This is a genomic window from Pseudomonas sp. zfem004, from assembly GCF_032621715.1.
Taxonomy (GTDB): Bacteria; Pseudomonadota; Gammaproteobacteria; order Pseudomonadales; family Pseudomonadaceae; genus Aquipseudomonas; species Aquipseudomonas sichuanensis.
Map to the genome: position 1 here is coordinate 21,073 of NZ_JAVYJF010000030.1, position 20,681 is coordinate 41,753.

The following is a 20,681-nucleotide window of genomic DNA, read 5'->3' on the forward strand; positions in this document are numbered from 1 at the left end:
CAGAGGTGTATATGACAACTAACTCAAAAGCCGAGTTGTTGAACTGGCTGAAGGAACCTGGCCGCTTGCTGGGTAACGATATGGTGTTTGCCATCGACAAGGCCAAGGCTGATGCCTTGCTGACCCAGGAATATATCCGCCGGTTCAAGACCACTTCCTATTTGCCGCCAGTGAATGGTGAAACGGCGGCGGAAAATGGCTACAAGGTGTACATGCAGAACTTCGTGCTGGACCACCCGCGGCTGTCGTTCGACAACGTCGATATCACCAGTTCCAAGGCCAGCCTGCGCATGAAGATTGTCGGGGGTAACCAGGTCGACTTGAAACAAGCCGGTGCGCATTGGTACCCGCGACGTATCGATTCGCTGGACCCGTTGGTGGGGCCGGAGTTGAGCCTGAAGCTGGAATTGAGCGATGTGCCGGGGTATGTGGATGACGATGGCAGGATCATGCTCGACTTGCGCAACAGCGATAACTTCGTGCTGACGTTTTCCGATTCCAACCGGATGCGGCAATTAGGCGGGGACTTTTTCAAGGAGCTGTTTCGTGCACTGCCCGTAGAAAAGCGGGTGTGGTCGCTTGGGGCCATCGAGCGGGGGCCGGATTGGCTGTTGCAACCGGAGAGCTTCCGCCTTCGTACCCAGCGCAACCCGAGCGCTGCATTCGCTCCGGCGGCCGGCGTCGATCAGCCGGATGTGGACGGGGCTGTGCTGGGGTTGGTGAATATGCTTGGCAACAATGGCCAGCAAACGGTGGTGCCGGGGCCGGGTTATCGGTATTTGATTCCTTCGGACAGTGCACAGTTCACGGCAACTGTGTTGTTTGAAAAAAAGCGAACCATGCTGGCTGCTTTTTTGAGAGCTTTGCCTCGTGGGCAATTAAGAGAAGTAGCCTTTGATGTCAAGTTTTTAGCGAATGGCGATATGCTGGCTACCGCGACGTCCGGGTGGCTGGAGTTGTCATCGGGAACTTGCAGTAGTAGCTATGAGGGGTCTAATTCATGGCCAACTCTGAAGAGCGTATATTGTGAGGTGGATGTCTTTGTCCCGGCTTTCAGGGTTTCTTTGAAAGATAAGCTAATAGTCGTGTTGTCTGATGATCGTATAGATCTGTAAATGGTTACTCAATTCGTGGCTGATACGGAATTTGTTCGTTATGAAGAGAAGCGTTATTCCCCAAGTCGTCACCTTAATCCAGAAGCCTTTGAGGTAGGTTGGGAGGCGGATTTTGTTCTTGAATTTCGTGCGGGCTGGGCGTTGGAAAGTGTCAATGGTGGCACTCTTAAGTTGCAAGGCTTTCATCTTGATTTCGAGGAAATTATAGACAATGAGAATCATCCACGTCGTCGGGAAGCGTTGCCTCCTGGTGTGGAGCCTGGCTATGCGATAGCCATGGATCATGCTTATTTTGTGGAATTCAATCCATGGAATTCCTTCGTCACGATTGTTCGCGAGCAGTCTTTCCCGGTGCTAAGGGCCGCCCTCGCCAAAGACCTGAGCGCTGATATTCATCTGTCCGATGTTGTAGAACAAACGGTAAAGCTCACCTTCGGTGCGGCGCTAGTACCCTCAGAGCAGCACCTGCCCCGCGATGTCGCCACCTTTGGCCACGTCAACCCGAGGTCGACCACCTTCACCATCACCCCCCTCGAAGCAGTCATCACCCACAGCAGCAAGCTGCAATTCACCACCGTCCCTGCCCAAGCAAACGTCACCTGGTCGGCCGAATCGGTCGAAGGCTCCAGCGACGCCCCCGGCAGCTTCGACAAGGCCATGTACCAGGCCCCGCCGGCCAGTGGCATCCAGGGCGCCTTCACCCGCGTGCGCATCACCGCCACCGACCCGTCCACCGGCTACAGCGCCTCGGCGCTGGTCAGCGTGGTGAAGAACGCCCTCAGCCTGAGCCCGCTGGTGGAGGTATGCCAGGTGGGCGATGCCGGTGTCAGCCTCAAGGCCGGGCACGTGGGCCAGGGCGAGCTGCGCTGGAAGGTCCTCGGCGCCGCGCCCCATGGCCGCCTGGCCCATGCCACGGGCCAATCCAACACCTACATCCCAGGCGGCAACCTCACCGGCAAGGCGTTCGTGGTCGAGCAGGTCGAGGTGCGCAACAGCCAGACCAACGAGCAGCGCACGCTGTGCATGATCACCCAGATGACCGAAAAGCGCCCCGTGGACGTGGTGGTAGTCAAGCAGGACCTGCACTCGGGGCAGGTCTGGCTGGCGCTCTCCACAGCTGGCCAGGTGGGCGCCAGCGAGCTTTCGGTGGTGCATGGTCCAGGCACGTCCGGCCAGGACGCTGCCGGCTTCTATTACCAGGCCGACAGCGCCAGTACGGAGCCGTTCTGTGTGGTGCGTGCCTCATGGGCTGCGGGCCCGTTCCTCTTCGAGGGTTTCATCGTACTGCCGCTGCCCCTGGCTGAGCACAGCGCCGCCTACCAGACCCTCGAACAGGCCGGGCAACTGGCGGTACGCAGGTTGACCGGCGCCGCTGAATAGGCGGGCCCCATCATAAGTCAAACAGGAATTAACCATGGCTACCAACGATCTGGCCACTCTTCTGGCCTGGATGAAAGAGCACCCCAGCCACCTGAACTGGGACTACACCCTGGCCATGCACTCGGAGCAAGCCAACAACCTGGTTCAGATGGCGCACTACAGTCGCGAAGGCAGTGCCTTGGGCGATATCGAAGGGGAGATCCCCGTTCCGGGAACGGAGATCACCCACGTGCTCTCGGGTTACCGTATGGGCCCGCCGCAGCTCGACGACCTGAAAGCCGCCTACGAGTCGCCCAAGGTTCGCCAGGCCATCACCCTGGAGGGCGGCACCCAGCTGATCATGGACAAGACCGAGGGCCTGATGGGCCTGGCAGTGCATGATCCGCTGGACCCCTTGTGGGTACGCCAGGAATTGGCGCTGACCGCCAATGCACAAGGCGTGAGCGTCGACCTGCGCGATGGCATCGATACCGAGCTCGACCTCGGCGGCGGCTTGCAGCAGCGCCTGGAAGCGGGGCGCTTCTTCATGGCCTTCGTCAGCGGCCTGGACATTGCCAGGCGCGTCTACCCGCTGGTGGACTTCCAGGCGCTGTCGGGCAACCCGTACCTGGGCATTCGCTACAGTGCGGTACGCACCCACGTCAGCAAGGCCGACGGCAAGGCGGCGTTGGTGGTGTTCGCCGGCGTGAACAACGGGCCAGTAGGTGACTTTCCCACCGAGCAGTCGAACTTCCCGTTCCTGCTGGCCGATGGCCTGCAGCAGCCGGTCAACGCCACACTGCTGCTGTCGTCCCGTTTGCTGCACCGTGCCGCCTATGCCCAGGGCCTGGAGCAGATGCTCGAAGGGGGCACGTTCGAGGCGCAGCATGACCAGGACCAGACCCTGCTGCGCCTGGACGCCAAGGCCGGGCAACTGCGGGTTTACCCCTGTGAATACCAGGGCAGCGCCTATGCGTTTCGCAGCGAGGAGTTTGTCATTCCGGTGAGCGGGGCGCCCGCAGCGGCCGGCATGGCCGAACGAACACTGGGCAGCACCTGCTGTTGCTGCGCCACGGACGACAGCCGCGAGTTGGCATCCCAGCAAGCCTTCGCGGGGCCATTGAGCGTCGAATTCGATGTGGACGAAGTGCGTCAGCGCTGGGCCTCCTACTGCACCTTGTCGTTCAGCTACAAGGCCAACAACGGCGGCTTCTGGCAGAGCGCCACGGCCACCTTCCGTTTTGACCTGCGTACGTTGTTCCACCTGGTCAAGCCCAGCGCCGCAGAAAGCGCCGGCTGCTTGCTGCTGGGGCAAGTGCTGTGGCCCTGGGAGCAAACGGCCGAAGTCACGCCGGTCAGCGGCTTGCCGGGTGGTTTGAGTGATGCGGCGCTGCGTGAGATCAATGCGTTCGTCGCCTTTCTGATCAAGCAGGCGGTGCTCGAGGGCTTGGCGAAAAAGCTCAGTGCGGCGGTGCCCGAGCAGTTGATCGAACACATGCCGTTGGCCGCCGATTACCGCTTCACCCCTTTCCATTTCGAGCTGCCGAACGGCATGGCGTTGTTCGCCAACCAGCACAGCACGGCGTTTTTCCGTGTCGTTGACCCACCCCAACTGTTAGCCCCGGGGCAGCGCCATACCTTCAGCGTCGAACCGGCCCGCGAGGGAGTGATCTGGACGTTGGAAGGGCTGCCCGGCAACGCCGGCGATATTGGCCGCATCGATGCCGAGGGCCAGTACCGCGCCCCGCCGGCCCACGCCATGGGTGGGCAGCTGGCGCGTGTTCGGGTGGTGGCCACCGACCCCTTCAGCGGGCAGCGCAGCACCAGCATGGTGACGGTGGTGCTGGCCGGGTTGACGGTCAACCCGCTGATCCAGGTGTGCTACATCGAAGATCAGCTGACCCTGAGCGCTGGCACCCTGAGCGGCAAGCTGGAGTGGAAGCTTCTCGACCCTGAGGCCGAGGGGCGTGGCTCGTTGCGACCCGATGAGGATGGCAAGCGCTGCACCTACACCGCCGGCAGTCTGGTTGCCGACAAACGGACCTATGTGCTCGATCAGGTCAAGGTGCAGAACGCGCAAACCGGTGAGACGGCCATGGTGCATGTGCTGGTGCGCCAGCGTCGGCCTGAACTGATTGTGGAAAGTGAGCAGTTGTCCGGTGGCAGCTTGCAGTTGCGGGGGCGGATCAACGGCCAGGTCATGACGAACGTCGAGTGGACGCTGCAGACCGCCGAGTCAGGCGACTTGTCGCCTGGGGGGCTGTACACCCCGCCGTCTACAGGCACAGCACGCTTCGCGCTGATCACCGCCAAGTGGGAGTACATGGAGGGGGGGTGGGAGTTTCTCTACGAAGGCCACCTGATCCTGCCGCTCCCGCTGAAGCTGCATTTCGACGCTCTGCACCGTATTCACCAGCCGGCGGGCCTGCGCGCCGGCAAATCACAACGTTCAGGAGAGTGACGCCATGTCCAATTCTATGGCGCAATTGCTGGCGCGCATGCGCCAAGGCCCGATCACCCTGGGCTGGGGCGCGGTCGCCGCCTACAGCCGTTCACGGCTCAACAACCTGCTCGAGCAACAGTACCTGGCCCGCCTGGTGGACAACAGCTACCTGCCGCCATTCACGCAAAAGCTGGCCAGCGACATGCCAGGCGACGGTGTCGAATTGCAACGCCTGGGGTTCGGCGCGCCATTGCTGTCGTTCAGCAATGCTTCGCTCAGTGGCTCGAAGGCCTTGCTCAGGCTGAACCTTGTCAGTGGCGATATCATCACCACCGGGCGGCTGGTCAGCAGTACCGTGGTGACAGAGGCGCAAGGGCTTTGGGTGGAGCTGGAGCTCGACCTGGAAACCATGACCGGTGAGATCGACCGCTATGGCCGGGTGACGCTCAACCTGGCCCACGGTGCGCGCTTTGCCAGCAACCTGTTCGAGCACGACAGCAAGCTCTACCCCCAGCTGATTGCAGCACTGGAAAAGTGGATGCATGGGCTGTCGGCTCGCTATGCGGTGTTCGAACTCGGTACCATTGACTGCAGCCATTACGACGAGCTGGCCCCCATCCGCTTCATCATTCGCACCCAGGCGGCACCCGGTGCCAAGGTGCGCGGCGCGCTCAACCATGGCGATGGCGCGGTGCTGGTATTCATCAAGCTGCGCGGCCTGGCCAGCAGCGGCAACTTGCCGGATGACAGCTTCCCTTACCTGATCCCCGATGGCGATTTTTCCGCCACCCTGGTGCTGCACAAAGACCTGCTCGGCTACGCCTCGGAGCACGGCCTGGAATTGCTGGCCCGCCTGTTGTTCCCGCAGCTCAACGCCTTTGTCAAAAAAGAGGACCACACGCCGCTGGACCGGGCATTGTTCGGCAACATCGACCCGACGCTGAGCCACTTTACCCTGACGCCGGCGCTGGGGGCAGTGATCGCGGCGGGAGGCAGCCAGCAGTTCACCCTGCTTGACGGTAATGGCATCCCGGTCGAGGCGACGTCATGGCACGTCGTCAGCCCGCAGAGCCATACCGCCGCTGGCCACGGCACCATCAGCGGCCAAGGCCTGTACAAGGCACCCCTGGCAGGCGACATGGGCCGCGAAGTGGTGACGGTGATCGTCACTGCCGAGCATGCCAAGCCGAGCATCACTTACCGCGCGGCGGCTCGGCTGCATGTCCTGGCAGAAGCGCTGTTGGTGACCCCCAGTGCAGGGGCCTATCGCCCGCAGCAACAGGATCAAGGGCTGGATGTGTGGAACGCAGGCCCTGGCGCCGCATCCTTCGAGCTGCTGGAGCCCCGTCTCGGCGAGCTGGCGGCCCTGGACGACAAGAGCGCCAGGTTCGTCCCGCACCCGCACACCCGGCACCGTGTGCTGGCGGTGCAACAGGTGCAGGCCAGCGCGGGCGAGCAGCGCGACGCCGCGCTGATCCTGGCCAACGGCCAGCCGCTGGTGGGCCTGGCTCCGTCGTTCGTGCCGAGCATGGCCCATGGCGGCACCACCCAACTGAACGACGTCAACCGCATCATGCCCAACCAGCCCCGGCGTTGGCGGGTACTGGCCGGCCCTGGCAGCGTCAGCCCCTCGGGGCTGTTCCAGGCCTCCACGCAACAGCCGTCGCAAAGCAACGTGGTGGCCTGCGAAGTGGTGCACAACGGCGTGCTGTTCGCCACCGGCTACAGCGTGCTGAAGGAGACCAGCCTGGCAGCAGCGGATACCTGGAGATCGCTGAACCTGTTCACCCTCACCGTCGGCAAGAGCCTCAGCGGCACCCGCGGCAGGGTCGGCTCCAGTGGCTACCAGCAACTGGAAGTGGAGATCACCGTGGAAACCCAGGCGGTGAATGGTCAGGACTACAAGTTGAGCGTCGACGAGATCGCCAGCCTGAGGCTGTTTGACCGTGCCTCCGGGCAGGAAATCGCCACCCTGGCCGAAGGCGAGGACGGGATCTCACCGGATGAAGGCTACGTGTGGCGAACCAGCCGGAAGAGGAACGACTTCGTGCTGGCCAATGAAAGCGACCCGATGCCGGGCGCCGAGCCCATGCCACAGGGCGCCGAGGACCGAACCATCCGCCAGGTCCTCTACCTGCTGCGGCGCGGCTCATCTGGTTCGCAGGTGTTCTACGCAGGCTTCCAGAAGGATACCGGCGAGTGGTTCTACTCCAATGCCACCGCCCATGCCAATGCGACCATCGAGGTGTTTGTGCGCACGCCGGAACCGTTCAAATCCGAGGATTACACCGTGATTCGCCGGCGGGTGGATGGCGGCGGCAGCGGCGACGACGACACACCGCCTTTCGACCCGGAAGACGATGCCTTCGACCTGCACCCGGTGACCGAAGACTACTGGCTGTTCGATTTCCGTGATGGCACGTTCTATACCGCGGAATTTCTCACGCAGCGTGAAAGCTCGGACCCGCAGACGCTGAACACCTCGATGGCGCGCTGGGAGAGCCCTTACGGGAACCAGACGTACCACAGCTACACCGGTTACATCTTCCAGAACCATGGGCAGCCCATGCCTACCAAAGTGAGTTTCGATAGCAAAATGGGGGCTTTGCTGGGGCGTACGGATTTCGAAAGGCCGGTAAGGACCCAGTACGAGGCTAGCCTGCTGGTGATTGTCAACTTCCGCAACACGAACCGGCGGCTGGATGCAGTCTGGGACACCCAGGCTTACACGAACATGTCCCAACCATTGCTCATTCGCCTGCGCGACAACCGGGCCAACGAGCACCTGCTCCAGATCGACTACCTGTCGTCCAGCACCATCGGCGACCGCAATGTGCTGGTGCACAGCGTGCCATCACGTCCGTCCGCGCAGGGTAACGCAACCATTGTCCGAATCAGCGACAGCGAGGAGTGATGTGATGAACACAAAGACAGTTTGCCTGCTGGGTTTGCTGGGCGGGTTGCTGGTGACGATGGCAGTCAGCCCGCTGGCGCTCCCCGCCATGGCGGCGGAGACCATCGAAATGGGGACCATAGAAATGTCGGAAAAATTAGTAAATGAGATGCCCGATGGTAATCATTGTTCCGTGCCAGTGCCGCCAGTTGGAATACCGCAAACAACGGTATATCTGAAAAACACTCAGTGCAAGAACGATCAGGTTCGGTACTTCCGCTTCGTCAATGTGCCTTCGCCCACCACCGTGGCTTTTCAAAACGATGACGATTGCGACGGCACCAGCTGGGAGCTGCGCGTAGAGGCGATAAAGCATCCAATCACATCGCGTTGGAAATCCCTGCAGGATATTCGCACTACAGCAACGGGCAACCTCGTAACGACTGGCGTTCGGAAAGTACATGACAACGAAAATACTGACCAGATTCCAGGCAAGCTTTCGTGCATGCAGATCTGGCCGCCAGAGCCATCGAAAAAGCGTTGATGTTCAATCTTTTCAATTGCGAGTGAGCGCCATGGCTGTTTCTACCTCCGTACATTCCAACGCCTTCAACTTTTCATCCTACGTTGAAAGTGGCGTAGACCCGCGCACCGGTCAGTACACGGTGGCGATCAAACTGCCCGAACTCAAGGGCAACGACCTGCAGGGCCCGGACTTTGAGCTGGCCCTGTTCTACAGCCCCTTGAATACCGTGGATTCCGGTTACGGCAAGGGCTGGAACCTGCAACTGACGCAACTGCGCGAGCGCAACCAGGTGGTGACCTTGAGCAGCGGCGAAAGCTACAAGGTCACCGGCGAGTCGAACGATCGCCTGCTGATGCGCGAGCAGAAGCTCCGGCAATTCGACCTGTACCGTGAGCCACCAGGGCCGGGCGGTGCCAGGCGCTACCGTGTGGTGCACCGCTCGGGCCTTGAAGAGGTGCTGCAGGTGATGGGCGGGCAACAGGCCGAAGTGGCCCTGCCGGTGGAGCTGCATTCACCGCTGGGGCATGTCCTGTACCTGGCCTATCAGCCCTGGCAGATCGAGCACATGCGGCTCAGCACGGTCAGCGACGCCAGCGACCAGTTGCTGGGCATCGAGCGCCAGGGCAGCCTTGTCGAACTGCTCTGCTACCCGTTCGGCGGGAGCGACGGCGGGCCGCTGGCCCGCTATGCGATGACCTTGAGCGGGGCCGACAATCGGGTCAGCAAGATCATCCTGCCCACTGCCAACCAGGCGTGCTGGACCTTCAGCTACCGTGAGGTACGCGGGCTGCTGTGCCTGAGCGAAATCCACACGCCTTACGGCGGCCACGAATCGCTGTTCTACGAGGACCTTGGCCATGAATTCCCGTCAAGTGCCGGGCTGGCCAACTTGCCGCGAGTCACCCGGCACCAGACCGCACCGGGCTTCGGCCAGCCGGCGATGGAGGTGACGTACGAGTACCCCGGCGTCAGCAATTTCCTCGGCGGTGGCAGCAGCGTGCCGTGGAACCCCGACGGGCTCGATAACCTCTATCAGGTGGCCGCCAACTACACCTACGGGTCGATCGAGTCCTGGCTGGTGGACAAGAAGCCTGTGCGGGTAATCACCCGCACGTTCAACCGTTTTCACCTGCTGACCAGCCAACGGACCGTGCAGGGCGACAATGTACGGGAGGACATCACCACGTATGCCCAGAACGGCGGCGGGTTCGACGCCCAGCCGCCCAGCTTCCAGTTGCCGATACTGGAGCTCAAGCGCTGGTCGCTCATGAGCCAACCCACCAAGCTGCGTGAGGAAAGGGTGCACAGCAGCCACGACAACCACGGCAATGTGCTGACGCGGTTGCAGGCCAACGGGGTGCTGGAGACGCAAACCTGGTATCAGGCGCCTGAAGCAGGCTACCCCGGTGACGGCCGTGGCTTCGTGCGCCACCTCAAAACCAGGACGGTCACCCCCGCCGCCAGCGGGCAAGGGGCGGCGGCCACGCTCAAGCAGTACTACCGCTACACGGCATTGACGCCCTTGGGCAATGACCTCGAAGAACCATGGGTGCTGGTCGAAAGCGAGCAATTGCTGGATGCCGACAACTCAGATGCGTTGCTGGAAGAAACCCTCTACAGCTATCACAGGCAACCCAACGTGCCTTACGTACATGGGCGGTTGTCCGGCAAGATTTTGAGCTATCCGGGGGAGGTGGCTGGCACCTTCCTACCCACCAGCAGCAGCTACCAGTACAGCAAACCGGCAGGTACAGGCGCGTTGCAGACCGACGAAAACATCAAGGGCTACGATGGCGAGTTGAAGCACATCCTGTTGCACCACGACCTGCAAACCGGCGAACCGCTGCTCAACCGTGACGACAACGACGTCGAGATCCGCTACCAGTACGATGCCCTGCGCCGGGTAACCCGTGAGACAGTGGCGCCGGGCACTGACTACGAGGCGTTCCGGCACTACAGGTACTTCCTCTGCGCCTATGACAACGAACAGGCCCAGCAGTGGGCCTACGACGTCAAGCAGGTCGAGACCCACACCCTGTTCGACGGCCTCAGCCGGGTGGTTAGCGAAGCGCGCGAAGACATCGACAGCGCCACCTTCGCCGGCGCCTCGCGGCCTATCTACCGAGGCCGCTACGATGAATTGGGGCAACTGGTCGAAGAAACCGAGATCGATTGGCTGGGTGATCAGTTGCTGGAGCTGACCAGCCGCTACGCCTACGACGACTGGGGTGAGCGATACAGCGTCACTGGCCCGGAGGGTGTCACTGCGGTGCAGATGACCGACCAGGTGGCGTCCAGCGCCGGCCCGGTGCGCTTCGAATGGCGCGAGCGTGCAGAGATTCTGGATAAAAAGGGGAATCCGAAGAAGCTCAGCGGTACTGTGCAAACCGATTTGAACCTGTTCGAGCAACCGATCCGGATCGAACGCCTGGACCTGGAAGGCAAGCGCACCATCCTGCAAGTCAACGAGCATGACGGGCTGGGGCGTATCAGCAAGCAAACCCTGGGCACCGGCGCGACGCAGCGGGTCGAGTCGTTCGTCCACGACCCCTTCGATCGCCAGCTGGAGCATCATCTGGCGGACGGCAACAACAAGGTCTATCGCACCTACGCACGCCACAGCCGGGAAGACCTGCCGGTCAGCATCCGCGTTGGCGACAGCTTTGCAAACGCCAGGTTGCTGGGTGAACAGACCTTCGACGGGCTTGGTCGGCGCACCAGTGCAACCACCGGGGGGCGGGTGCAGACATTCAGCTACGCCCCCGGTCAGCGCCAGCCCCACACCGTCACGGCGCCTGACGGGACAGAGGTGGCATACACCTACCTGCCGGTTCTAGGCGAGGAACCGGTGTACCGGTTGCTGGCCGGTACACCGGCGAACTACAGCCATGACAAGCACAATGCCAGGCTGATGCATTGTGAAGAACCTGGGCAGGCGGTAGACCGCACCTATTTCAGCAACGGCGACCTCAAGACCGAGAAGCGCACCCTGGAAGGCCAGGGCGGCGCGTTCGAAATGACCTATGACCACAGCTACCGCAGCCGCCTGCGCGCCTATGTGGATGTGCAGGGCCAGACGCAACTGTATGAATACGACGCCTACGGGCGCCTCGAGCAGACCACCTTGTACGCAGCGCCCGCGTCTGCGCAGCGGCAGCGACTGCAGCGCACGACAGCTCGGCAGAGCCAGCCACTGCTGTCGGCCACCTTCACCTATGACCTGCTGAGCCGCCTGCAAAGCACCACCACCGTGGACCTTGAAAGTGGCCGGCAGTTGGTCACTACGCTCGTGTACGACGCGTTCGATCGGGAGGTACTGCGCACCTTCGACTTCGGCGACACCGTGCAGACGCTCGAGCAGGGCTATGAGCAGTTCGATTGCCTGGAGTGCCGCACCCTCACTGAGCTTCCCAAGGGGGCTGCCGCAGGCGAGGCTACCGAGTTGCGCCATGAAACCTACCAATACGATAAGCGCGGGCGTTTGACGATCTATACCTGTACGGGCCCGCTGGCACCGGTGGATCCGTCCGGCATGGTCATCGCCCAGCAGACCTTCGTTTTCGACGGGCTGGACAACATCACTATGGTGATTACCCTTGATCCCGACAGCAAGTTCCAGCGCACGGTGTACGAGTTCAAAAACACCGATCCGGTGCAGTTGAGCAAGATAGTCAACAGCCGCAATGTCCCACCTGGCCCCGACATCGAACTGCACTACGACCCCAACGGTAACCTGATCAGCGACGAGCAAGGGCGCGAGCTGTACTACGACGGGCTCAACCGCCTGCTCAGCGTCGACACCCCCGACGGCCAGCACTGCAGTTATCACTACGACCCCGAAAACATCCTGTCGGGCACGACGCAAGCGACGAAGAAGCCTGCGAAAAAGGCTGCGAGCAAGCCTGCGAAAAAGCCTGCGCGCAAGCCTCCCAAGAAGGCCGCTAGCGGTAGCGCAGGGTGAAGTTCAGCGCGCCCCTGGCGACACCGGCGCGCACTCGATCGCTCGGTTCGATCTGATAGAAACGGGCCTGGAAGTCAAGCTGCATGTTGCCGTCCTGCAGTGCGATCAGGTCCTCCTCCTTGTCAAGCTGCAGCGGTATGCCGTTGTGCAGCATCTGGATACCCACGCCACTGGCATCGGAGTCGTGGGTCAGGCTGAACACGTCGCCGTTCGGCCCGATGGGCGCCGAGCCGTCGATGCCGTTGAGCTCCAGGATGGCGTGGGTCAGGTTGCCTGGGTCCGGGTCGACCTGGCAGTCGCTCAGGCGAATGTGGAAGGGGACCGCCGGGGTGGTGAAGCCTGGCCCTTTGAAATCCTCGATGCTCCACTCGCCCAGCTGCACCGGGTTGGCGCTGACCGGGTCGCCGATCAGGCTGCACTGGCTCTGGATCACCGTCGCCCTGAGGGTGAAGTCCAGTACCTGGCCCATGCCGCCCCAGTCCAGGTGCCCTGTGAACAGCGTGCCATCCACCTGGTGCTGGCCCGGTGCCAGGTTACCGGTTTTCACCAGCGTGACCCTGTTACGCAGGCTCAGCAACTGCGGGCCTGAGAGCACGACTTGCTCGTGGTAGGCAGTGAACGGCACGTAGGGTGGGCCAATGGGTATCCACCCGGTCGCAGAGCCTGTGAACGGGATCCCCAGTTGCACCAGTGCACTGATGCCGGGCACGTTGGTCCTGATCATTAAACCGTTCATGGTGCGCCCGTTGACGAGGGGGGGAAGCGGTAACACACCGTGGGTTTCCCTGAAGTCGAAGTTTATCCGCTGGCCGTAGGCTTGGCAGTCCAGGCTCAGGTTGTTCTGGTCCGGAGTGATCTCCATCACGCCCTCAGGGCCAATCACGCTGCCTGCCTTGGCATCGCGTGCAATGTACAGGGTGCCCATTTCGCGCACGTAGACTTTCTGCTGGGCCCCGGTCCGGGGGCCGAGCGTGCACTCGGTGGTGGAAGCCAGCGCCTGGGCAGCCGGCCATGCAAGGCCCGCCATCAGCACGTGGCGCAAGGTGTTCTTGATCGCTTTCATAATGGGGTTCCTGGCGCGGCTGCAAGGCAAGGGCAGGCCGCGCGTATGGTGTTGACTAGAGGCAGGCCTGGTGGTGCAAGCGGTAACCTTCGAGCAAGGCGATGGCCTTGGGCTCCAGGGCCAACCGGCAGCTGCTGTCGGCCTGTTCGCCCCAGCTGACGTGCAACTGCTGGGGCTCATCGTGGGTGGCGAGCAACACCTGGCCGGCTTGGCCTACCATGCCCAGCGCCACGCCTTCGCTGTCGTGCACCTGGGCCCCGAAGGGCAGTGGCTGGCCTTGGGCGTCATGCAGCGTCAGTACCAGGCGCGCGACGCGGCGCGCCTCGAAACGGTGCTTGATCACCGCGCCACGGCGCGGGACCACCTGCGCGGTGCCGTTGTCGATCTGCACTTCCATGCCGACCCGGTCGGTGTTCAGCTCCAGGGCATTGCGCCGGTACGGCTGCAGCGACGGGACGATGGCGAAGCCACGCGCGTTGGTGCGCGTGCCGGCGGCATTGAGCAGGCCCACGCCGGCGACGTCGGGCACTTCGATCAGCCCGGCGGTATCGCCCATGTAGGGGCCGAAGGTCATGCCCTGGCCATGTACCAGCAGCGCGCCGGTGGCATTGAGCGACAGGTTGCGGTAGTCGTGCGCTTCGGTTAAGCCTGCGCCCAGCGAGGCATGCGAGCCCCGGTAGCCGAACGCCAGGCTGGCGGCTTTGTTGTGCTGCGGGTCTTGGCTGAAGCTGGCGTTGTAGCTGGTCGACTCGCTGCTGCTGCCGCTGAGGGAGGCCCGCTGGCTGTAGCCCTGGCCGCTGTTGCGCAGGTCGAAGCTGGCGCGCGAGGAGTGGCCGATGTCCAGCGGCAGCGACAGGCTGAGACCGAACTGCCGGTCGCTGCCGCGCCGGTCGGTCAGCGATTGCGAGGCGAACAGGTTGTAGGTCACGCCGCGGTGCTGGGTGCTGAAGTTGAGCTGGTACTGGCGCTGTGGTTCCATGCGCTGCCAGTAGTCCTGTTGCGACAGGGTCAGGGTCAGCGAACTGCTCTGGTACAGGCGCTGGTGCAGTGAGGCTTCCAGGCGGCTGCGGCGACTGCCCTGGAAGCGGCCGCTCATCTCGCGCTGGCGCACGGCTTCGTCGAAGTCCCGATAGCCGGGCGTCGAGTAGCGATAGCCGGCGAAGCGCAGGCTGGTCTGGGTATTGAAGGTCTTGCCGTAACGCAGTGCGTAGCTCATGCCCTGTACGTCGCCGTCGTGGTCGAACTCGGCGAGTGAGCGGGTGACATCGAAAGCCAGGGCGCCGATGCTGCCCAGGTCTTTGCTGATGCCCAACGCGGCGGCCCGGTAATATTCGCTGGCCATGACCCCGCCATACAGCGTGGCATTCCAGTGCGTGCCCATGGCCAGGGTGCCTTGCCACAGCAGTGGCGTCTCCTGGCTGCTGGCCGGATTGTAGCGCCCCAGCGTGGCGCTGTAGCGCCAGACGCCCTGGCGCAGTTGGTTGGCGAGGGTGGCGTAGGGCTGGGTGTAACGCTGCACCTGGCCGTCTTCCTCGGTGAGCACCACCTCCAGTTCACCGCTGCCAGCGGTGCTCAGGTCGTCGATGGCGTAGGGGCCCTGGCTGACATAGGTGGAGTAGATCGGGTATCCGTTCTGCCAGATTTCCAGCTTCGAACGGCTGCGCGCCACGCCGCGGATGATCGGCGCGTATCCCTGCTGTGCGTCCGGCAGCATCGACAGGTCCGAGGCGATGCGCAGGCCGGTGATGGGTACCCCACGAAACACGTCGCTGTCGGTGAAGGTCTCGCCCAGGGTCAGGTTGGCATGAGTGCCCGGCAGGTCGCGCTGGGCGTAGGTCTGGCCGCGGGTCCAGGCCGTGTCGCCCTGGTCGTCACGGCGCCACGACTGGGTGCTGCGCAGGCGCCACGGCCCCAGGTTGAGGCCGCTGTTGAGGTACAGGTCGTGGCTGGCGTAGTGCCCACGGTAGCGGCTCTGGCCTTGTTGGGTGGAGGCCTGGTAGTTGATGAAGGCGGCGTTGATGCCGCTGTCCCAGTGCTCGGGGGCAACATGGCCGGCCACTTCGCGGCGCAGGGCGATCTGCGGGATGGAGATCGCCAGTTGCAGTTGGCTGGGGGTGAAAGTCACCTGTGCCCCCGGCACCGTTCGGGTCAGGTCGAGGCAGGCGGTTTGCGCGGCGTCGAGGTCTTCCAGCGCCTCGAGCCGCAGGCCCCAGTCGGCAAGTTGAGCCGCGGGAAGGCACGGTTGCAGCCCTCCGTCGTCGGCGGGTGTGAATTCGAGGGTGTACCGCCCGACGGGCAGCAGGTTGACCAGCACCTGCACTTGATAAGGGCCAGGCACCAGCGGTCGATCCTCGGCGAGTGCGTCGAGGGCCCAGGCACCGATGTGCTCGGCCTGCCCAGGCATCTGGCGGAGAAAGCCGCTTTGGAACTCGGCTTCGGCGCGCCCGACCGGGATGTCCATCAGTGCCGCCGTGATGCCGGCGAACAGGCACGGAAGTACGGGGCGTTGGCTGCATTCGACACGCCAACGCCGCAAAGAGATTTGCATGTGCGGGAATCCTTGCTGAACGTGCGTAGCTGCCCTAGCGCGCCAGGCTGATCGGCTGGGTCACGGGTTCGCTGTAGCCGCCGAAGTCGTTGATGATCGAAAAACGCACCTGCAGCCCTGCGCCAGGTTTGATGCCGGGTGCCGGATAGGTTTGTTGGGCGAAGGGCGCAACCATGTCGATCGCCTTCACGGCCTTCTGTTGGCCTTTGTCGCTGATTTCCAGGCGGCTGAAGGTGAAATGGAAGGGCGTCGGGTTGTTGACCTGAAGGTGTGGCTGACCATCTTTGTCATGCAGGGAGAATTCGAGTTGCTTGAGATGCCCTGATGGCGAGCCTTTTATCTGCTGCGGGCGGTAGAACAACTTGATACGGGTGCGCAAGGCAATGTTCAGGACGTTGCCGGCCTCTTTGTTGGCCTGGGGGATTTCCTGGGCATTGAAGAAGAACAGCGACTCACGGTCGTTGGGCAAGTGGTTGGGCAATCTGTTTATCTGTACCTGTTGTGCCTGGCCAGGGCTCAGGCGAAACAATTGCGGTACCACCAGAAAGGGCACGGCGACCGTGGCGTTGTCGTCAACGGTATTGACCCAGGTTTGTACCGCGTAAGGTTGTTTGCTGGGGTTGCGAATAATGATCGACGTGCTGCTCTTGTCACTGTCGAAGACGATCCGGGTGCTGCTCAAGGTCAAGGCTGCGTGGCTGGCGGTGAAGGGCAGGGCAAGCAGCAGCAAGGCCACGCTGTGCCTGAATGACGCGCGCAGGCAGGCCGCCGGTAGATAGTTGCCGGGCATGAAGTGGGGCTCCGAGATCCAGGCGCGAGTGCGCGCCTGGAGGCTTCAAGGGGTCATTGCACCGGGCCAGGCATGTCCCGGCCCGAGAGGATCAATTGATGGCCACGGTGAAGGCGACATCGGCGTTGGCGGCACCGGCAGTGACTGCTGCGACTGTCGATCGATAGGTCGCCGAGAAGCGCAGGCGAGTTTCAGCACCGACGTTGAGGTCGAACTCATCGGACTCGGCACCTGGTTTAATCAATTTGCCCTTAACGTCGCGCATGGCAATGACCACGCCGCGGGCGCCATCGCTGGTATTCGTGACCGCGAAGTAGTCGCCCGCTGTATCGGCGTCGCCGCTGAAGGTCACTTTTGCTTTGTTAGTGGTGGCCATACAGTTGGCGTCATCCGGTACGACCAGTTCGAAGTTGGTCCTGTTGTATTCCTGGCCGGCGGCGCTGAAGGCGGAGGCTGCCACTTCACCCATCGGTACGGCATTGCCGACGCCACCGCCAGGCGGGCTGACTTCGATCGGGCAGGTGGCGGCGGTAATCTTGCCCTGGAACATAATGTTGGTGGCAAAGGCGGAAGTGCCAGCAACGCTGAAAACAAGACCGGCGGAAAGGGCAAGCAACGACTTCTTCATGAAGATGTCCTTTATCTGAGTAAATTGATAATTGATTGCGAGGCAAGAAAGTAGTCGAAGAGTTAGTGGATCTCTGCGAGTGTTCGTTGTCTCGGCGGGCATCTTATAGAGGACGTTTTTTGTTTCGCAATGGGTCTTGGTGTGCTGGGCTTTATATATTTTTATGCGAGAGGCTAAGTTGTATTGCTGGTAGGTTAATTCTGATTTTGTTATGTGATTCTTGGTGCGTGGTTGTGGGAGGCAGTATAAATAAATAAGGATTTTCTGGTGAATTTGTAAGTAAGGGAGCTCGAAGTTTAGGCAGAAAATATACAGCTGTATTAGGAAAGAACGCCCCACGCGGTAGGGTGGGGCGTTTTGCGAATCAGTGCGTGTTGCCCTGGCCGTTGTGACTCAACAGTTGTTTTTCCTGGTGCCAGTCGAACGGTTCGTCGTTCTGTTCGGCTTCGTAACGGCGCTCCTCCAACTGCTGATACAGCGCCAGCTCTTCATCCGGCATGAAGTGCAGGCAGTCACCGCCGAAGAACCACAGCAGGTCGCGGGGCACCAGGTGGGCGATCTGCGGGTAGCGCTGAATCACCTGGCACAGCAGGTCCTGGCCCAGGTACTGGCTTTCGAGCGGGTCTTGCGGGAGCAGGGTCAGCAGTTCGTCGTAGCGTTCGAGGAACAGGGCGTGGCTCTCCTCGGGCACCTGCTCGGCCTCGCCCAGCGCGGCCAGGATGGTGCGCAGGTGGTGCAGCAGTTGCAGGTGGTAGTCCAGTTGGGGGTTGGCCATGGGGTGGTCCTCGGTGGTTCTAAACAGGGGCGCAGTATACGCCAATCGCGGGGCAAGCCCGCTCCCACAAGTGGCTGTGGGAGCGGGCTTGCCCCGCGATGGGGTCAGCGAACTCTACCCGGTACGGATAGCAGCTGATCCTTTTCGAACGCATCCACATCGATCACCGCCCGCCTGGCCTGCTCGGCGGCCTGCAGGCGTTGCCCGTCGGCCGCTTGCAACACACCGGCCTGCACCGCCGCATCGATCACCGACTGGCCCGGTTGAGGTTGCACCGTGCCCGCCTTGAGTGCTTTGTGCAGCACCGCCTGCAAGGGGGCCACCTCAGCCAGCAGATCGCAGGCCCGTTGCAGCGCCGCCACCGGGTCACCCTCGGCCTGTGGCCGGAAGCAGCCGGCCAGCACTTGTTCCAGTGCCTCATCGCCTTTGCCGCGGCCGATCAGTGCGGCCACTTCGGCATCCAGTTCGTCACTGGGCCCGCTGTGGCGGCGGCCGAACGGGAACACCAGCAGGCGCAGGGCGCAGCCGACGAAACGGTTGGGGAAGTTGTCCAGCAGCGCGTCCAGGGCCTGCTCGGCCTTGCCCAGGCTTTCCTCCAGCGCCCAGCGCAGCAGCGGCTGCAGGTGCTCGGGCGCGCCCAGGTCGTGGTAGCGCTTGAGCGCGGCGCTGGCCAGGTACAGGTAACTGAGCACATCGCCCAGCCGGGCGCTGAGCCGTTCGCGGCGTTTGAGCGCGCCGCCGAGCAGCATCATCGACAGGTCGGCCAGCAGGGCGAAGGCCGCGGCCTGGCGGTTGAGGGCGCGGAAATAGCCCTGGCTCAGGGCGTCGCCCGGCACCTTCTCGAAATGCCCCAGGCCAAGGCCCAGCACCAGGGTGCTGGCGGCGTTGCCGGCGGCGAACAGGATGTGCTGCAGCAGCAGGTCGTCGAACTCCTTCAGCGCGTGGTCGTGGTCTTCGCGCCCGACCAGGGCCATTTCCCTGAGCACGAACGGGTGGCAGCGGATGGCGCCCTGGCCGAAGATCATCAGGTTGCGCGAGAGGATATTGGCGCCCTCGACGGTGATGAAGATCGGCGCGCCCTGCCAGTTGCGCCCCAGGTAGTTGTTCGGGCCCATGATGATGCCCTTGCCGCCGTGCACGTCCATGGCGTGCTGGATGCACTCGCGGCCGCGCTCGGTGAGGTGGTACTTGAGGATCGCCGACAGCACCGAGGGCTTTTCGCCCAGGTCCACCGCCTTGGCGGTGAGCAGGCGGGCGCTGTCCATCAGCCAGGCATTGCCGCCGATGCGCGCCAGGGATTCCTGGATGCCCTCGAAGGCGTTCAGCGGCACGTTGAACTGCTCGCGCACGCGCGCGTACTGGCCGGTGACCAGGCTGGTGTACTTGGCCGCGCCGGTGCCGACAGCGGGCAGCGAGATGGAGCGGCCTACCGACAGGCAGTTCATCAGCATCATCCAGCCCTTGCCGAGCATCTGCTGGCCACCGATAAGCTGCTCCAGCGGCACGAACACATCCTTGCCACTGTTGGGGCCGTTCATGAAAGCGGCGCCCAGCGGCAGGTGGCGCTTGCCGATCTCCACCCCGGGGAGGTCGGTGGGGATCAGCGCCAGGCTGATGCCCAGTTCTTCCTGGTCACCCAGCAGGTGGTCCGGGTCGTAGGCCTTGAACGCCAGGCCCAGCAAGGTGGCGACCGGGCCCAGGGTGATGTAGCGCTTTTCCCAGTTCAGGCGCAGGCCAATGACTTCTTCGCCATGCCATTGGCCCTTGCAAACGATACCCGTGTCGGGCATGGCGCCGGCGTCGGAGCCGGCCAGCGGGCCGGTGAGGGCGAAGCAGGGGATCTCGTCGCCACGGGCCAGGCGCGGCAGGTAGTGGTTGCGTTGTGCGTCGGTGCCGTAGTGCAGCAGCAGTTCGGCGGGGCCCAGGGAGTTGGGCACCATCACCGTCGAGGCCAGGTCGCCGCTGCGGGTGGCCAGTTTCATTGCCACCTGCGAGTGGGCGTAGGCGGAGAAGCCCTTGCCGCCGTATTCCTTGGGGATGATCAGGGCGAAGAAGCCATGCTGTTTGATGTGCGCCCAGGCTTCGGGAGGCAGGTCGAGGTCCTGGCCGATCTGCCAGTCGCTGACCATGGCGCAGAGGGCCTCGGTGGGGCCGTCGATAAAGGCCTGTTCTTCCTCGGTGAGCGCGGGCGCGGGGTAGGCGAGCAGGGTGTGCCAGTCTGGGCGGCCACTGAACAGGTGGCCGTCCCACCACACGGTGCCGGCGTCGATGGCTTCGCGTTCGGTTTGCGACATGGGCGGCAGGGTGCGCTGGAACCACTTGAACACGGGCGCGGTGAACAGCTTGCGGCGCATTTCGGGCAGGGCGATGAAGGCGACCTTGATGGCGATCACTGCCCAGATCAGCGTCAGCAGCCAGCCGGGGGCATGGCTGAACAGGCCCATCAGCAAGGTGTAGGCGGCCATCGCCGCGAGGATCTGCAAAGGGGGCAAGCGACGGTGCGTGAGGTACGCAGCGCCCAGTACCAGTACCAGCAACCACAACAGCAACATGATCCTTCCTCCTTGGAACCAGGGGGCA

At 62.8% G+C, this 20,681-nt stretch carries 12 protein-coding genes; 6 read left to right on the plus strand and 6 right to left on the minus strand.

All coding sequences use genetic code 11. From position 1 onward, the window contains the following. Positions 1-11: 11 nt before the first annotated feature. The 6 genes from RTH46_RS23870 (at position 12) to RTH46_RS23895 (ending at position 12,297) form a co-directional block, all read left to right on the plus strand. Complete coding sequence (locus RTH46_RS23870; RefSeq protein ID WP_316906796.1) at positions 12-1,115, plus strand: hypothetical protein; 1,104 nt, start codon at positions 12-14, stop codon at positions 1,113-1,115. 351 nt (positions 1,116-1,466) lie between these two features. Further along, positions 1,467-2,495: a hypothetical protein gene (locus tag RTH46_RS23875; protein ID WP_316906797.1), complete on the plus strand. Its 1,029-nt coding sequence runs from the start codon at positions 1,467-1,469 to the stop codon at positions 2,493-2,495. 34 nt (positions 2,496-2,529) lie between these two features. Then, the gene (locus RTH46_RS23880; RefSeq protein ID WP_316906798.1) at positions 2,530-4,935 is read left to right on the plus strand and encodes a hypothetical protein; all 2,406 of its coding nucleotides are present in this window, start codon (positions 2,530-2,532) and stop codon (positions 4,933-4,935) included. 4 nt (positions 4,936-4,939) lie between these two features. Continuing rightward, the gene (locus RTH46_RS23885; protein ID WP_316906799.1) at positions 4,940-7,831 is read left to right on the plus strand and encodes a hypothetical protein; all 2,892 of its coding nucleotides are present in this window, start codon (positions 4,940-4,942) and stop codon (positions 7,829-7,831) included. A gap of 4 nt (positions 7,832-7,835) precedes the next feature. Beyond that, on the plus strand, positions 7,836-8,354 hold the full coding sequence (locus tag RTH46_RS23890) for a hypothetical protein (RefSeq protein ID WP_316906800.1): 519 nt from the start codon (positions 7,836-7,838) through the stop codon (positions 8,352-8,354). A 31-nt stretch (positions 8,355-8,385) separates the two neighbouring features. Next, positions 8,386-12,297, plus strand: a complete 3,912-nt coding sequence (locus tag RTH46_RS23895) for a hypothetical protein (RefSeq protein ID WP_316906801.1) — start codon at positions 8,386-8,388, stop codon at positions 12,295-12,297. Here the strand turns inward: RTH46_RS23895 and RTH46_RS23900 are convergent. From RTH46_RS23900 to RTH46_RS23925, 6 genes are all read right to left on the minus strand, one after another. Next, positions 12,278-13,360: a fimbrial protein gene (locus RTH46_RS23900; protein ID WP_316906802.1), complete on the minus strand. Its 1,083-nt coding sequence runs from the start codon at positions 13,358-13,360 to the stop codon at positions 12,278-12,280. The genes RTH46_RS23895 and RTH46_RS23900 overlap by 20 nt on opposite strands. A 55-nt stretch (positions 13,361-13,415) precedes the next feature. Next, entirely contained in the window at positions 13,416-15,908 is a 2,493-nt protein-coding gene (locus tag RTH46_RS23905; protein WP_316906803.1) for a fimbria/pilus outer membrane usher protein, read from the minus strand. Between the two features lie 34 nt (positions 15,909-15,942). Next, on the minus strand, positions 15,943-16,698 hold the full coding sequence (locus RTH46_RS23910; RefSeq protein ID WP_153784835.1) for a molecular chaperone: 756 nt from the start codon (positions 16,696-16,698) through the stop codon (positions 15,943-15,945). Positions 16,699-16,789: 91 nt separating this feature from the next. Then, positions 16,790-17,326, minus strand: coding sequence for a fimbrial protein (locus tag RTH46_RS23915; RefSeq protein WP_153784836.1), 537 nt, complete (start codon positions 17,324-17,326; stop codon positions 16,790-16,792). A gap of 364 nt (positions 17,327-17,690) precedes the next feature. Continuing rightward, positions 17,691-18,101 carry a PA2817 family protein gene (locus RTH46_RS23920; RefSeq protein ID WP_153784837.1) on the minus strand — a complete coding sequence of 137 codons (411 nt, stop codon included), beginning with the start codon at positions 18,099-18,101 and terminating at the stop codon, positions 17,691-17,693. Between the two features lie 104 nt (positions 18,102-18,205). Then, on the minus strand, positions 18,206-20,653 hold the full coding sequence (locus RTH46_RS23925) for an acyl-CoA dehydrogenase (protein ID WP_316906804.1): 2,448 nt from the start codon (positions 20,651-20,653) through the stop codon (positions 18,206-18,208). Positions 20,654-20,681 lie beyond the last annotated feature (28 nt).

Coding starts and splice junctions, on each gene's coding strand:
- RTH46_RS23870 (WP_316906796.1), top strand. CDS start 12: ATGACAACTAACTCAAAAGCCGAGTTGTTGAACTGGCTGAAGGAACCT.
- RTH46_RS23880 (WP_316906798.1), top strand. CDS start 2,530: ATGGCTACCAACGATCTGGCCACTCTTCTGGCCTGGATGAAAGAGCAC.
- RTH46_RS23885 (WP_316906799.1), top strand. CDS start 4,940: ATGTCCAATTCTATGGCGCAATTGCTGGCGCGCATGCGCCAAGGCCCG.
- RTH46_RS23890 (WP_316906800.1), top strand. CDS start 7,836: ATGAACACAAAGACAGTTTGCCTGCTGGGTTTGCTGGGCGGGTTGCTG.
- RTH46_RS23895 (WP_316906801.1), top strand. CDS start 8,386: ATGGCTGTTTCTACCTCCGTACATTCCAACGCCTTCAACTTTTCATCC.
- RTH46_RS23900 (WP_316906802.1), bottom strand. CDS start 13,360: ATGAAAGCGATCAAGAACACCTTGCGCCACGTGCTGATGGCGGGCCTT.
- RTH46_RS23905 (WP_316906803.1), bottom strand. CDS start 15,908: ATGCAAATCTCTTTGCGGCGTTGGCGTGTCGAATGCAGCCAACGCCCC.
- RTH46_RS23910 (WP_153784835.1), bottom strand. CDS start 16,698: ATGCCCGGCAACTATCTACCGGCGGCCTGCCTGCGCGCGTCATTCAGG.
- RTH46_RS23915 (WP_153784836.1), bottom strand. CDS start 17,326: ATGAAGAAGTCGTTGCTTGCCCTTTCCGCCGGTCTTGTTTTCAGCGTT.
- RTH46_RS23920 (WP_153784837.1), bottom strand. CDS start 18,101: ATGGCCAACCCCCAACTGGACTACCACCTGCAACTGCTGCACCACCTG.
- RTH46_RS23925 (WP_316906804.1), bottom strand. CDS start 20,653: ATGTTGCTGTTGTGGTTGCTGGTACTGGTACTGGGCGCTGCGTACCTC.